This is a genomic window from Rhodococcus kronopolitis, from assembly GCF_042654025.1.
Classification (GTDB): domain Bacteria; phylum Actinomycetota; class Actinomycetes; order Mycobacteriales; family Mycobacteriaceae; genus Rhodococcus_G; species Rhodococcus_G kronopolitis.
Map to the genome: position 1 here is coordinate 211,739 of NZ_JBHSFO010000001.1, position 14,487 is coordinate 226,225.

Below are 14,487 nucleotides of genomic sequence, written 5' to 3' on the forward strand. Positions count from 1 at the left end.
CGGCACGAGCGCCCTGCCCCCGAAGAACCGCGGTGCAGCGGGTGGACGTGTCAAGCCGTCACGGCTGGACATGATTTGGATCACTGATCGGCATCGCCGGATCCCGTTATAGCCCACACCAGATCGCCTGGTCCACTTGGGCATTCGTCCAGGCGGGGCTGTTCGGCTCCGCTTTCACGACTCGTACCCCGTACGAAACACCGCGTTTGCCGTCGGCGGCGTCGCCGCCGAATGCCGCTGCTCGCGCCCGGCCCGCCCGCCCTCTTCGTTGGGGCACGATTTCCTCGTCACCGCAGTGCGAGGACCGCCCGCAGGTGCTCACAGATCTCTCCCGCCGGATCCCGGCGCCTGCGTGCGACGATGGAGGGGTCGACGCTCTACAGCCGACGACGCTGACCGGAGGCCGTGGCAATGGACGACCGGGCGAGAAGAGAGCACCCACGGGTCGTGGTCGAGACCGAACACGGCCGCTCGAGCTACCGCGCAGACCAAGCCGTACGCATCGGCCGCGATCCCCGACTGGAGGTCACGATCGTCGATCCGGTGGTCTCGCGCGAGCATGCCCGGCTCAGCTGGGACGAGGGCTGGCAGCTCGTCGACTCCGGCAGCAAGAACGGGATCTTCGTCGACGGCGAGCGCCGGGAAATGGTCCCCGTCACCGGTCACGTCCGCGTCCGCCTTGGTGACGCGGCCGAGGGACCCGTCGTGCGGATCTCGATCGAGGATCCCGACGCGACGCGACAGGACGTGGGCGTCCGATGGGACGAGTCGACGATCGAGGTGGGGGCCTCGAACGCCCCGCCCCCGACACCGCACGCGACGGTCCCGGCGGGATCCCTCACGGTGGGACGGTCACCCGACAGCGACATCGTCGTCCGGGACGTGCTGGCCTCACGCCGTCACGCCATCGTCCACAGCGTGCCGTCCGGCCTCGAGATCGACGACCTGGGCAGCGTCAACGGAACGTTCGTCGACGGCAACCGGGTCTCGCGCGCGCAGCTGACCGACGGCGACGTCGTCACGATCGGCAACACCGACCTCGGTGTGCAGGAAGGACGGCTCGTTCCGCTGCGGGCGACGACCCCGGCCGCAGGCGGTCTGCGTGTGGACGGCGTCGGACTCACCATCGAAGGCGGGCGGCGACTGCTCGAGGACGTCACCTTCACCGCCGGACCCGGCAGCCTCACCGCGGTGATCGGGCCCTCCGGCGCGGGAAAGACCACGGTCGCCAAGATCATCTCCGGTTCGGAAAGCCCCACGGAGGGCGTCGTCGAATTCGAAGGGCGCAGCGTGCACACCGACTACTCGGTACTGCGCTCCCGCATCGGCATGGTCCCCCAGGACGACGTCGTCCATCGCCAGCTGACCATCCGGAGGGCACTGGGCTACGCCGCGGAGCTGAGACTGCCGCCGGACACCACCCGGGCCGACCGTGAGGAGGTGATCGCGACGGTGCTCGACGAACTGCAACTGACCGAGCACGCCGACACCCGCGTCGATCGTCTCTCCGGCGGACAGCGCAAACGCGCGTCCGTCGCGATGGAACTGCTCACCGGGCCGTCGCTGCTGATCCTCGACGAACCGACCTCGGGCCTCGACCCCGCGCTCGACCGGCAGATCATGGCGACGTTGCGCCGCCTCGCCGATTCGGGCCGCGTCGTCGTCATCGTCACGCATTCGCTGTCGTACCTCGAGATGTGCGATCAGGTACTGCTCCTCGCACCGGGCGGCAGGACCGCCTACGTGGGCCCGCCGGACCGGGTGGGGGCCGCACTCGGCAGCACCGACTGGGCCGACATCTTCGCCCGTGTCGCGGCCGACCCCGACGGGGTGTTCGCCGAGTACCGCGCCACCCGTCCGGCGGTGGCGGTGCCACCACCGAGCCCGCCCGGGCCTCTCGGTCGCCCCGCGCACACGTCAGGGCGCAAGCAGCTGAGCACCGTCGCCCGCCGCCAGGTCCGGCTGATCCGCGCCGACCGGGGCTACCTGATCTTCCTGTCGCTGCTGCCCTTCGTGCTCGGCGGGCTGGCCCTGCTCGTGCCCGGCGACACCGGGTTCGGACAGTCGGGTACCGACGTGTCCGGCGAACTCACCCAGATCCTGGTGGTGCTGATCCTCGGCGCCGCCTTCATGGGCTGTTCGCTGACCATCCGCGACCTCGTCGGAGAGCGCATGGTCTATCAGCGCGAACGTGCCGCCGGGCTGATGCCGTCCGCCTACCTGACGGCGAAGATCGTCGTGTTCTGCGCCGCCGCGATCGTGCAGTCGGTGATCATGGTGCTGATCGTCTTCGCGGGCAAGGGTTTCCCCGGCCACGGCAGCGTGATCGAGTCCGGATCCGTCGAACTGGTCGTGGACATCGCCGCCACCACCTGCTCCTGCGTGCTGGTCGGATTGGCGTTGTCGTCGGTGGCGCGCTCGAACGAGCAGGTACTGCCGATGCTGGTGGTCACGATCATGGCGCAGCTGGTGATGTGCGGAGGACTGATCACGATCACCGGACGCGCCGTACTCGAACAGTTCGCGTGGCTCTTCCCGTCCCGCTGGGGGTTCTCGGCCGCGGCCTCGACGGTGGACCTGGTCACGAATGCCACCGGCACCGAGCCGGACACGCTGTGGCAGCACACCGCACCGTGGTGGTTGCTCAGCATCGCCATGCTGGTGCTCATCAGCTGTGTGCTCGCGGTCGTCACCTACAGCAGGCTCCGGCTGCCCCGTCAGCGCCCCGTGCGCAGTCCCAGCCAGCCGGGCACCCGACGGCCCTCGCCGTCGGAGCAGTAGGCGCCGGGAACGTCGGCGCAGGCACCGGCAGGCGCGATCCCGGCGTTGATGCCCTGACCGGCCCAGACCAGCCCGGCATTCTTGCTCAGCACCATCGCGGACGAGCCGCCGCCGTCGAGCACGACGGCCTTGTCCGAGCCGAGGGCACGGTAGAGGTCCTGGACGTTGCCGATGCTGAATCCGTCGCTCTCGTTGCTGCCGCCCTGGAAGACGTACAACTCGTCGGCGGCGGTGTTGTACCCGATCGCGGTGCGCGCGGCCCGGCGGACCGGGTTGTCGACGAACTGGAACTCCTGACCGGGGGCGCGCAGCTTGAGGCCGCCGAAGGCGACGAAGGACTTACCGCTGAACTCGAGCTGGTTGACCAGCTGCTCCGCGGCGCCGTTGCGGTGCGCCGACTCGGCGTCGCGGATGTCGAAGTTCGCGTTGGTCGGCATGCCCAGGAAGCTGTCCCCGATGACGAAGGTCGACAACGGCGACCAGACCCGTCCGGCGCCGTCGCTGAGGCCTTCCTTGCCGACGTAGTAGCGGCTGCCCAGATCGAAGATGGACGCGGCGCTGTGCGTGTCGGGGTGCGCGTCGTAGTAGGCGCCCATGGGAGAGCTGCAGCCGCTCTTCGACCAGTTGTCGCCGCCCGACTGGGCACGCACGTCGAAGAAGTTGGCGTTGATCGCGATGGCGGGCGAACCCATCCGCTGCCAGGCCTCGACCGGGCCGTAGATCTCCGTGTTCTGCCGGGTGCCGTCGCCGGCGACCGCGTTGGGGTTGCCCTCACACCGCCCGCTCGCGTCGGAGAGCAGCTGCGAGACGAGCCGGGAGTGCGAGGCACCGGGGATGACGACCAGTCGGCTGTCGGTGGCCATGTCGTACGCACGGCCGTCCGCAGTGACCATCGGCAGCCGGTGGTCCGGGCCGAACTGGTAGACCACCGGGGCGCCGTTGGCCGACGCGACGGCCCCGGCGAGCTGACCCTTGGCGGCGCCGAGCGGGTCGGCCTGCGCGGGCGCGGCCAGCGCAGGCACGAGCACGCCCGCGCACATCGCGGTGGCGGCAGCAGTGGTGACGATCCGGCGGCTGATCCTCGAAACTGTGGCGCGTGTACGCACGGCGTCCTTTCGGCCGGAGACGGAGCGCCCCTGCCGACATGGCAAAGATCACAATCCGATTGCCAAGTAGACCTGGGACACATCTGATCTCTCCGCCGACAGGGCCGAATCGTGACATTTTCGTAATAAAGGACCGGGGAGTTCGACTCGAATAGGCAGGCAGCCGAGCCGTGCGAACGGCGATGCCCCGACACCGTGGCGTCGGTGTCGGGGCTTCGGCACCCGTTCGGGCGTCAGGGCATCAGCCCGGCAGCGCGTCAGCCCAGCAGGGCGTCCACGAACGCCGCGGGCTCGAACGGCGCCAGGTCGTCGGCACCCTCGCCGAGCCCGACCAGCTTGACCGGCACACCCAGTTCCCGCTGCACCTGGAAGACGATGCCGCCCTTCGCGGTGCCGTCGAGCTTGGTCAGCACCACGCCGGTGATGTCGACCACCTCGGCGAACACCCGGGCCTGGACCAGGCCGTTCTGGCCGACCGTGGCATCGAGCACCAGCAGGACCTCGTCGACGACGGCCCGCTTCTCGACGACCCGCTTGACCTTCCCGAGCTCGTCCATCAGACCGGTCTTGGTGTGCAACCGCCCGGCGGTGTCGACGATCACCACATCGACGCCGGTCTCGATGCCCTTGGTCACCGCGTCGTACGCGATCGCGGCGGGGTCACCGCCCTCGGGGCCGCGCACCACCTCGGCGCCGACCCGTTCCGCCCAGGTCTGCAGCTGGTCGGCGGCGGCCGCCCGGAAGGTGTCGGCGGCACCGAGCAGCACCCGGCGCCCGTCCGCGACCAGCACCCGCGCCAGCTTGCCGGTACTGGTGGTCTTGCCGGTGCCGTTGACGCCGACCACCAGCAGGACGCCGGGGGTCGAGTCGTGCGGCAGTGCCTTGATCGAACGGTCGAACTCGGGGTGCAGCGCATCGATCATCACGGTGCGCAGCAGCGCCCGGGCCTCGGCCTCGGACTTGACGGGGTTTGCGGCCAGCTCGGCACGCAGTCGGCCGACGATCTGCTCGGTGGTGGCGCTACCGAGGTCCGCGATCAGCAGCGTGTCCTCGATCTCCTCCCACGAGTCCTCGTCGAGGTCTCCGCCGCCGAGCAGGCCCAGCAGGGACTTGCCGACCGCGGACTGCGAGCGGGAGAGCCGGCCGCGCAGCCGGTCGAGCCGGCCGGCGGTGGGTTCGATCTCCTCGAGGACGGGGGCGGCGGGCGCCGACACCTCGACCGCGGGCACGGGTGCGGACTCGGGGACGACCGCGGGCTCGACGACCTGCGGCTCGGGGGTCACGACCTCCGGAGCGACCTCCGGCGTCGGCGCGGGGGCCTCGACGACCTCGGGCTCGACGGTCGCCGGCTCGACGGTCTCCGCTTCGGCCTCGACCGCGGGTGTGGCCGCCTCGGGAACGGCCTCGGGCTCCGGCACCACGACGGGCTCGGGCTTCGCTTCCGGAGCGGGCTTCGCTTCCGGAATCGGCGCGGGCGCCGGCACCGGCTTCGGCGGTGCGGTGGCCGTGGCGCCCTGGCTGAAGCTGATCCCGCCCGCGGTCTTGTACCCGCCGGAGCGGTCCTTGGTCTCCCCCAGTTCGGGCGTCGACGGCGGCGGCAGCAGGCTGACCCGACGACGCCGGTACAGCACACCGCCCACGACGAGGGCCACGACGAGAACGGCCAGCGCCGCCGCGATTGCAATCCAAGCTCCGGTAGTCACCGCCCCATCCTGTCAGGCGGAGCGCAACGGCACGAAGCCGCGGCCGACCCGGGTCCGGCAACTCCCCGGCGGATCGGAGACCGGAACGGACCGTCGCCTACCGGGTGGCGGGCGCCGACAACGCGGGGAACCAGATGTCCGTCAGCACCTCGGTGGCACGCTCGGCGGACACGTCGATCGTGCCCAGCATGGCCCACCGGGTGAAGAACCGCTCGAGCTGCGTCACGAGGAGTTCGACGCGCAGCCGGGCCTCGTCGCGCCGATCCTCCGGCCAGCGCGCGAGGTAGCTCGTCATCGAGTTCGGGAGGGCGAGAATTCCCTCTCGGGCGATCGCGCGGAACTCCGGTTCGAGCGCCGTCGCCTCGTCCCAGGCCGGCAGCATGTCCTTGTACTGGTGGAACCACTCGATGGCCCGGGTGACCCAGTCCGCGAACTCGGCGCGCGATCCGGTGTCGAGCACCCGGTCGAGGTCCTGGTAGAAGGCCAGCGCACTCGGCGCCAGGCCCCCCTGTGCCAACTCCAGCAGGATCTCCACCTTGCCGGAGAAGTGCAGATAGAAGGTCGCCCGGCTGCACCCGACCTCGGCGGCGATGTCGTCGACCGTCACGGCCGCATAGCCCCGGGCGGAGAAGAGCGCCAGCGCGGACTCCAACAGCCGGGCGCGGGTCGCGCGCTTCTGCTCGGCTCGCAGCGTGCCGCGCCGGCTGCCGGTACCTGTCGCATTGCTCACTGCATCCACCACCAATCGAACGCTACCCGCGGCTCGGCCGTTCGCCGCACCTACCGAAAATCAACTTTACGTCATTCACTTGACAGTGCGTCAGTCAACGATATTCTATGTCGTAGGTCACATCGAGTCGTACGTACCGCATCCATCACAGTCGAGCCGCTCCCGGCAACCGCCGCCGAGACGACGAGACGGCGGCCCGCCGACCCCGGCAGAAGGAAGAGCCATGCACCCCACGAACTTGCCTCGCGTCTGCGTCATCGGCGCCGGTCCGTCCGGAATCACCACCGCCAAGCGCCTGCAGGACCACGGCATCCCGTTCGACTGCTTCGAGGCCTCCGACGAGGTCGGCGGGAACTGGTACTTCAAGAACCCGAACGGCATGTCGGCCTGCTACCAGAGCCTGCACATCGACACCTCGAAGTGGCGACTGGCGTTCGAGGACTTCCCGGTGCCCGCCGAGTGGCCCGACTTCCCGCATCACTCGCAGCTGTTCCAGTACTTCAAGGACTACGTCGACCACTTCGGGCTGCGGGAGAAGATCACCTTCAACACCTCCGTCGAGCGGGCGGAGCGCGACGACGACGGCCTGTGGACGGTCACGCTGTCCAACGGCGAGGCGCGCACCTACGACGCGCTGATCGTGTGCAACGGCCACCACTGGGACCCGCGGACCCCGGACTACCCCGGCGAGTTCGACGGCACCCTCATCCACAGCCACGCGTACAACGACCCGTTCGACCCGATCGACATGCGCGGCAAGAACGTCGTCGTCGTCGGCATGGGCAACTCCGGCCTGGACATCGCCTCCGAGCTCTCGCAGCGCTTCCTGGCCAAGACGCTGACCGTCTCCGCCCGCCGCGGCGTCTGGGTGCTGCCGAAGTACCTCAAGGGCAAGGCCGGCGACAAGATGTCGATGCCCGCCTGGATGCCGCGCACGCTCTCCCTGGCGCTGCAACGACGCTTCCTGGACAAGAACCTCGGCACCATGGAGGGCTACGGCCTGCCCAAGCCCGACCACCTGCCGTTCCAGGCACACCCGTCGGCGAGCGGCGAGTTCCTCGGCAAGGCGGGCTCGGGGGACATCGCGTTCAAGCCGGCCATCGCCGCGCTGGAGGGCAAGCAGGTGCGCTTCACCGACGGCAGCACGCTGGACGTCGACGTGATCGTCTGCGCCACCGGCTACCACATCAGCTTCCCGTTCTTCAGCGATCCGAACCTGTTGCCCGACAGCGAGAACCGCTTCCCCCTGTTCAAACGGATGATGAAGCCCGACATCGACAACCTGTTCTTCATGGGCCTCGCGCAGCCGATGCCGACCCTGGTGAACTTCGCCGAGCAGCAGAGCAAGCTCGTCGCCGCCTACCTCGCGGGCAAGTACCTGCCGCCTGCCCCCAGCGAGATGGGCGCCGTTCTCGCCGCCGACGAGGAGTACTACCTCAAGCCGTACTACAAGTCCCCCAGGCACACCATCCAGTGCGAGTTCGACCCGTACGTGCGCAACCTGAAGAAGGAAATCGTCAGCGGCGGCAAGCGCGCCCAGGCCGCAGGCAACGCCCTGCCGGTGCCTGCCCGTGCCATGCAGAACGCGTGAGGGAGGACACCGACATGACACTGACACACGGATTCTGCGCGGAAGGCTTCGAGCCGGTCCGCGAGGCGCTCGAGCAGCAACTGGCGTCGGGCGAGGAGCTGGGGGCGTCGATCTGCGTGACCGTGGACGGACGGCCGGTCGTCGACGTCTGGGGCGGCTACGCCGACCAGGAGCAGACCACGCCGTGGGCCGAGGACACGATCGTCAACGTCTTCTCCCTGACCAAGACGATGACGGCGCTGTCCGCGCTGCTCCTGGTCGACCGCGGCGAGCTCGACGTGTACCAGAAGGTCGCGCACTACTGGCCCGAGTTCGCGGCGAACGGCAAGGCGGACATCGAGGTTCGGCACCTGCTCTCGCACACCTCCGGCGTGTCCGGCTGGGAGCGTCCGATCGAACTCGAGGACATCTACGACACCGAGGCCGCGAGCGCCCGGCTGGCCACGCAGGCGCCCTGGTGGGAGCCGGGTACCGCGTCGGGTTACCAGGCGCTGAACTACGGGCACCTCGTCGGCGAGGTGATCCGGCGGGTGGACGGCCGGAGCCTGGGCCGCTTCTTCGCCGAGGAGCTGGCCGGCCCGCTCGGCGCCGACTTCCACATCGGCACCGGCCCCGAGCACTTCGACCGGATCGCACCGATGATCCCGGCGCCGGCCATCGACTTCGACATGTCCACGCTCGACCAGGACAGCATCCTGGTCAAGTCGGTGACCTGCCCGTGGCTCGACCTGGAGAAGGTCAACACCGCCGACTGGCGGCAGACGGAGCTCGGCGCCATGAACGGTCACGGCAACGCGCGCTCGATCGCCCGGCTGCAGTCGCTGATCTCCTGCGGCGGCGAACTGGACGGCACCCGCCTGCTCTCCCCGGCCACCGTCGACCTGATCTTCGAGCAGCAGGCCGACGGCATCGACCTGGCCATCCTCACGCCGCTGCGGTTCGGCATCGGCTACGGTCTCCCCCACCCGGACACCGCCCCGCTGGTGCGCGACGGCCGGGTCTGCTGGTGGGCCGGCTTCGGCGGGTCGATGCTCGTCAACGACCTCGACAACCGGCTCACCTTCGCCTACACGATGAACAAGATGGCGCCGGGACTGATCGGCTCCGATCGCAGCGACGCCTACCTGCACGCCACCAACGAGGCCGCTGTCGCGGCACGGAAAGAGGTTTCCCGGTGACCAGTTCTGTTGACCCCCAGGCGTACATCGCCTCCGTGATGGCGGGCCTGACCGGCCCCGGCGGGCGGTTCGAACTCCGTGTCGAGAAGGTGCTCGGGGCGCGGATGCCGGTGATGCTCAACCGCGACCGATCCCTTCGCGACGTGCTGGCGGCCTCGCTGGCGTACGGCGACCGCGACTACCTGGTCACCGAGGACACCCGGATGAGCTACGCCCAGCACGGGGCCGCGGTGGCCGCCCTTGCGACCGCGCTGCGGGACCGGTACGGCGTCGGCAAGGGCGACCGGGTCGGCATCCTCGCCGCGAACACCCCCGAGTGGCTCGTCACCTTCTGGGCGGCACAGTCGCTCGGCGCGATCGCGGTCGGCTTCAACGCCTGGTGGGCCCCGCGTGAGGTCGAGTACGGAGTCGGCCACACCGCGCCGACGGTCGTGGTCGCCGACGCCAAGCGCGCCGCCGTGCTGGCCGGTCTCGACGTGAACACCACGGTGCTCACCATGGAGGAGGACCTGCCCCGACTGTTCACCGAGTTCGCCGGTGCCGAGCTGCCGAACACCGAGGTGGCCGAGGACGATCCGGCGGCGATCCTCTACACCAGTGGGACCAGCGGCCGACCCAAGGGCGCCGTGCACTCACACCGGAACGTGCTGGCGACCATCGACTACCACCGCTACAGCGACGCGCTCGCCGCCGCCTTCACCGGCGGTGACCCGAACTCCGACGCCCCGAGCGATCGGCGGTACCTGCTCACCTCGCCGCTGTTCCACATCGCCAGCCTGCACAACCTGGCCGTTCCACGGCTGGCCACCGGTGGTGCGGTGGTGATCTACCAGGGCTCGTTCGACGTGGACCGGATGCTCCGGCTGGTCGAACGCGAGCGCGTGACCAACTGGGCGGCGGTCCCCACGATGGCCACCCGGCTGCTCGAACACGAGGACCTCTCCCGCTACGACCTGTCCTCGGTCACCGCGTTCGCGCTGTCGGCGGCGCCGTCGTCGCCCGCCCTCCAGGACCGACTGCGCGAGAAGGTTCCGTTCGCGCGCAACTCCCTGGTCGACAGCTACGGCCAGACGGAGAGCGCCACCGCGATCTCCGTCGCCACTCCCCTCGACCTCGCGCAGTTCCCCGGCACCCTCGGCCGTCCCATCATCGGGGTCACCGTGGAGGTCTGGGATCCGTTCGGGCAGAGGGTCCCCGACGGGGTGGAGGGCGAGATCTGCGCCCGCAGCCCCTACGTGATGCTCGGCTACTGGGACAACCCCGAGGCCACCGCGGCGACGATCAGCGAGGACCGCTGGCTGCGCACCGGCGACTTCGGTGTGGTCGAGAACGGCATGGTCCGGCTCACCGGACGACGATCGGACCTGATCCTGCGCGGCGGCGAGAACGTGTACCCCATGGAGATCGAGCAGTGCCTCGACGAGCACCCCGAGGTCCTCGAGTGCGTGGTGCTCGGCGTGGACCACGCCGACCTCGGCCAGGAGGTGGCCGCGGTGGTGGTGGCACGCTCGGAGGACGCCGTCACGGAGGAGGAACTGCGGGCGTTCGCCGGCGAACGCCTCGCCTATTTCAAGGTCCCGGCACAGTGGCGGATCACCACCGTCCCGCTGCCCCGCAACGCGACCGGCAAGACGATGCGCACCAAGGTGGTCGTCTGATGGACACCCGGTCGGCAATCGACGAAGTTCGAGAATGGAAGGCTCTGCCATGAGCTACGACGCGATCATCAAGAACGGCCGGTGGTTCGACGGCACCGGAGCGAGGTCGCAGACCCGCAACCTCGGCATCCGGGACGGGCGGGTGGCGGTCGTCTCCGTCGACCCGCTCGACGAGGCGGACTGCCCGCAGGTGCTCGACGCCGCCGGGAAGTGGGTCATGCCGGGCATGGTCGACATCCACACCCACTACGACGTCGAGGTCATCCTCAGCCCGGGTCTGAAGGAGTCGGTGCGCCACGGCGTCACCTCCGTCTTCCTGGGGTCGTGCTCGCTGTCCGCGGTCCACGCCAACCCCTCCGACGCGGGCGACCTGTTCGGCCGGGTCGAGGCGATCCCGCGCAAGCACGTGGTCGACACGCTCACCGAGTCCCAGACGTGGGCCACCGCACACGAGTACGTCGAGGCGATCGAGTCGCTGCCGTTGGGCCCGAACGTGGCCTCCTTCATCGGCCACTCGGACATCCGCGCCGCGCAGATGGGCCTGGACCGGTCGACCCGCAAGGACGTCAAGCCCACCCCCGCGGAACTCGACGCGATGGCGGCCAAGCTCGAGGAGGCGCTCGACGCGGGCTTCATCGGCATGTCCTCGCAGGAGCTGCTCTTCGACAAGCTCGACGGCGAGGTGTGCCGGTCCCGGACCCTGCCCTCGACGTACTCGACGCGCCAGGAACGCCGCCGGCTGACGGCGATCCTGCGGCGGCGGGGCCGGGCTCTGCAGGCCGGCCCGGACGTCGGCCGCCCGCAGTCCATGGTCGCGTTGGCCCTGAGCAGCACGGGCCTGTTCCGGCGCCCCCTGAAGGTGAGCCTGCTCTCTGCCGCCGATGTGAAGGCGATTCCTGCTGTGGCACACGTCTTCCCGGCGATGGCGCGGGCGGTCAACGCGATGCGCGGCAACTTCCGATGGCAGCACCTGCCCGTCCCCTTCGAGGTCTACTCCGACGGCATCGACCTCCCGGTGTTCGAGGAGTTCGGTTCGGGCGCGGCAGCACTGGACCTGTCCAACCAGCTCGAGGCGCGCAGCGCGCTGCTGGCCGACGAGTCCTACCGCCGCCGGTTCCGCAAGGACTACGACAAGAAGTACGGCCCGCGGGTCTGGCATCGCGACTTCTTCGACGCCGAGATCGTCGAGTGCCCGGACGACTCCGTGATCGGGAAGACCTTCGGTCAGGTCGGGGTGGACCGGGGCGGCGTGCATCCGGTGGACGCGTTCCTCGACCTGGTTGTCGAGCACGGCACCAAGGTGCGGTGGCGCACCACCATCTCGAACCACCGGCCCGAGGTGCTCAACAAGTTCGCCTCCGATCCCGGTGTGCAGCTGGGCTTCTCCGACGCGGGTGCACACCTGCGCAACATGGCGTTCTACAACTTCGGCCTGCGGCTGCTGCGCCGGGTGCACGACGCCGAACGGGCGGGCACGCCCTTCATGTCCGTCGAGCAGGCGGTGCACCGGCTCACCGGCGAGCTGGCCGACTGGTACGGCCTCGACGCGGGGCACCTGCGCGAGGGTGACCGGGCCGACCTGGTGGTGCTCGACCCCGCGCGTCTGGACGCCTCGCTCGACGCCTACGCGGAGTGCCCGGTCCCGGAGTACGACGGGCTGTCCCGGATGGTCAACCGGAACGACGACACGGTCACCGCGGTGTTCGTCGGCGGCGAATGCGTCGTGCGGGACGGGGAGCCGACGCCCGTGCTCGGCACCAAGCGGACGGGACGGTTCCTGCGCGCCGGATGACCGGTGCAGGACGGGCGGTTGCCGGGGCATGGACCGAGGGGTCGGGCCCGGGCAACCGCCCGTTCGTCGTTCGAGGTCAGTCCTTGAAGTACACCAGCTGGTGGGCGGTGGCCAGCAGCACACCGTCGCGTCCCCACAGTTCCGCCGACTGGTCGAAGTAGCCCTTGCCGAACCGCTGCGCGCGGGCCGAGCCGAGCACCGCGGCATCCGCCTGCTCGGCGAGCGCGGCCGCGTCGGCGTGGAAGTACACGGTCAACGTCACGGTGCCTGCCGGCAGGAACTTCCCGCGGCGCAGGAACACCCGGGGGAAGAAGACGTCGCTCATGGCCGTCAGCGCGGCGAAGTCGAGCGGGCGTGCCGGGGTGTCGCGCACCCACAGTGTGGAGGTGGAGTCCGGGTGTTCGACCGATTCCAGCTTGGGGATGCCGCCCTCGACGAACCGCATCTCGTAGTTGCGGGCCCAGGCGATGAAGTCCGGGAACCCACCGGGCGCAACGGAATCCGGATCGGGAACCGCCGGGATCGTGATCTCGTCGGAGGACCAGGTGTCGCGCCGGGTGCCGAACACCGCGGTCGCGGTGGTGGCGACGACCCCGTCCTGGGTCAGCTCAAGCGCCCAGTGCTGGGTCGACCGGTTGGTCCGCACCGCCCGGGCGGCGATCTCGAACGGGCCGTCGGCGACGGGTCCGGCGAAGTTGACCGTCAACGACAGCGGGTCGCCGAGCCGGTCCGGATGCTGCTGCACCGCCCGCACCAGCGTCGCGGCGGTGATGCCGCCGAACGGGCCGACCATGTTCGCGTAGTCGGCGGACGTGTGCCCGGCGAACAGGCCGTCACCGGCCGGGATCAGTTCGACGGCGGCGTCGAACGGATGCGACGGTGCGACGGTTTCGCTCACGATGGGCTCCTCACGGGTACGGGCGGATCGGCTCCGATTATCGTCGGCACCCCGTCCGGCACGAACTCGCCCCGGCCTCCTGTCCGAGTGGACCGGGGGCCGGGGCGCACCGCCGACCGGGACCGACCGCTACCCGATCGCCGCCAGCACCTGATCGGCGAGCGCGCGCTCGCCGGCGGCGTTGGGGTGCACCGGAACCGGCTGGTTGGCGAAGAGCATCGGCTCGACCAGGCGCTCGACGGGCGACTTGCAGCCGTCGCGCCCCTCGGAGACCTGCGACATGTCGACGAAGGTCGAGTCGGTCTCCGCGGCGGCGCGCTCGACCGCGTCGTTCAGCGTGGCCTGCAGGTTACGCAGATAGCTGACATCACCCTCGGCCAGCGGCATCTGGGGCAGGCAGCTGCCGCTCGCGGGCAGCAGCCACGGGTAGCCGGCGATGACGACCTGGGCGCGCGGCGACCGGGCGTGGATGTCGCGCAGCACGGTGACCAGCGCGGGATAGGTCTCGTTGACAATCGGATCGGCCAGGCCGGCCCCGGCCTGTACCCGGCAGGGCTCGAACGCGCCGGGGTTCGACACCATCGCGCCGATGCAGGTGGCCATCGCTCCCGCGAAGGTGTTGTTGTTGTTGCCGCCGATCATCAGGGTGACCAGCTCGGTCGTCGGTGTGAGCGCCTCGAGCTGGGGCCTGGTGCTCTGGTACTGCGCCTCGTAGAAGTGCTGCGTCTTCGCTCCGCCGCAGCTGACGTCGGTGAGCCGGTAGCCGCGCTCCGCGGCCACCAGGTGCGCGAAGTTCTGCTGAGACTGCCAGCACTCGAGCGGCTGTCCGGGAACCATCGGGAAGACGCCGGACCCGGCACTGAAGCTGTCGCCGAGATTGACGTACTCGAGGCCGGGCGCGGGATCCGCCGCTGCCGAGGCGCCCGACACCACACCGGCGACGACGGCCAGCACCCCCACGGCCGATACCAGTCGTCCGACTCCAGACTTCAATCTCACAGTGGCCCCCGCGTCGTTGTTCTGTTGTGTGTTCGTGTGACCGGCAGCCCG

10 protein-coding genes are annotated in these 14,487 nt (G+C 69.9%); 5 read left to right on the forward strand and 5 right to left on the reverse strand.

What is annotated here, in order from left to right; all coding sequences use genetic code 11:
- Positions 1 to 411 precede the first annotated feature (411 nt).
- On the forward strand, positions 412 to 2,781 hold the full coding sequence (locus tag ACFO6S_RS00925; protein WP_378414036.1) for an ATP-binding cassette domain-containing protein: 2,370 nt from the start codon (positions 412 to 414) through the stop codon (positions 2,779 to 2,781).
- Here the strand turns inward: ACFO6S_RS00925 and ACFO6S_RS00930 are convergent.
- From ACFO6S_RS00930 to ACFO6S_RS00940, 3 genes are all read right to left on the reverse strand, one after another.
- Positions 2,718 to 3,887, reverse strand: a complete 1,170-nt coding sequence (locus tag ACFO6S_RS00930) for a phosphodiester glycosidase family protein (RefSeq protein ID WP_378413260.1) — start codon at positions 3,885 to 3,887, stop codon at positions 2,718 to 2,720. The genes ACFO6S_RS00925 and ACFO6S_RS00930 overlap by 64 nt on opposite strands.
- 257 nt (positions 3,888 to 4,144) lie before the next feature.
- A complete protein-coding gene (ftsY, locus tag ACFO6S_RS00935; RefSeq protein WP_378413262.1) occupies positions 4,145 to 5,590 on the reverse strand; it encodes a signal recognition particle-docking protein FtsY in 1,446 nt (481 codons plus the stop codon).
- A 97-nt stretch (positions 5,591 to 5,687) separates the two neighbouring features.
- Positions 5,688 to 6,320, reverse strand: coding sequence for a TetR/AcrR family transcriptional regulator (locus tag ACFO6S_RS00940; protein WP_378413264.1), 633 nt, complete (start codon positions 6,318 to 6,320; stop codon positions 5,688 to 5,690).
- 223 nt (positions 6,321 to 6,543) lie between these two features.
- Between ACFO6S_RS00940 and ACFO6S_RS00945 the strand changes: the two genes are divergently transcribed.
- From ACFO6S_RS00945 to ACFO6S_RS00960, 4 genes are read left to right on the forward strand one after another with little or no spacing between them, the layout of a single operon-like run.
- The gene (locus tag ACFO6S_RS00945) at positions 6,544 to 7,911 is read left to right on the forward strand and encodes a flavin-containing monooxygenase (protein ID WP_378413266.1); all 1,368 of its coding nucleotides are present in this window, start codon (positions 6,544 to 6,546) and stop codon (positions 7,909 to 7,911) included.
- 14 nt (positions 7,912 to 7,925) lie between these two features.
- Entirely contained in the window at positions 7,926 to 9,089 is a 1,164-nt protein-coding gene (locus ACFO6S_RS00950; protein WP_378413268.1) for a serine hydrolase domain-containing protein, read from the forward strand.
- On the forward strand, positions 9,086 to 10,747 hold the full coding sequence (gene casG / locus ACFO6S_RS00955; RefSeq protein WP_378413270.1) for a steroid-24-oyl-CoA synthetase: 1,662 nt from the start codon (positions 9,086 to 9,088) through the stop codon (positions 10,745 to 10,747). The genes ACFO6S_RS00950 and casG overlap by 4 nt, the downstream gene beginning before the upstream one ends.
- Positions 10,748 to 10,796: 49 nt before the next feature.
- Positions 10,797 to 12,539 carry an N-acyl-D-amino-acid deacylase family protein gene (locus ACFO6S_RS00960; protein WP_378413272.1) on the forward strand — a complete coding sequence of 581 codons (1,743 nt, stop codon included), beginning with the start codon at positions 10,797 to 10,799 and terminating at the stop codon, positions 12,537 to 12,539.
- Between the two features lie 76 nt (positions 12,540 to 12,615).
- Here ACFO6S_RS00960 and ACFO6S_RS00965 read toward each other — a convergent pair whose 3' ends face one another.
- Together ACFO6S_RS00965 and ACFO6S_RS00970 are read right to left on the reverse strand one after the other, a co-directional pair.
- Positions 12,616 to 13,437 carry an acyl-CoA thioesterase gene (locus tag ACFO6S_RS00965; protein ID WP_378413274.1) on the reverse strand — a complete coding sequence of 274 codons (822 nt, stop codon included), beginning with the start codon at positions 13,435 to 13,437 and terminating at the stop codon, positions 12,616 to 12,618.
- Positions 13,438 to 13,566: 129 nt separating this feature from the next.
- Positions 13,567 to 14,430, reverse strand: a complete 864-nt coding sequence (locus ACFO6S_RS00970) for an SGNH/GDSL hydrolase family protein (RefSeq protein ID WP_378413277.1) — start codon at positions 14,428 to 14,430, stop codon at positions 13,567 to 13,569.
- Positions 14,431 to 14,487 lie beyond the last annotated feature (57 nt).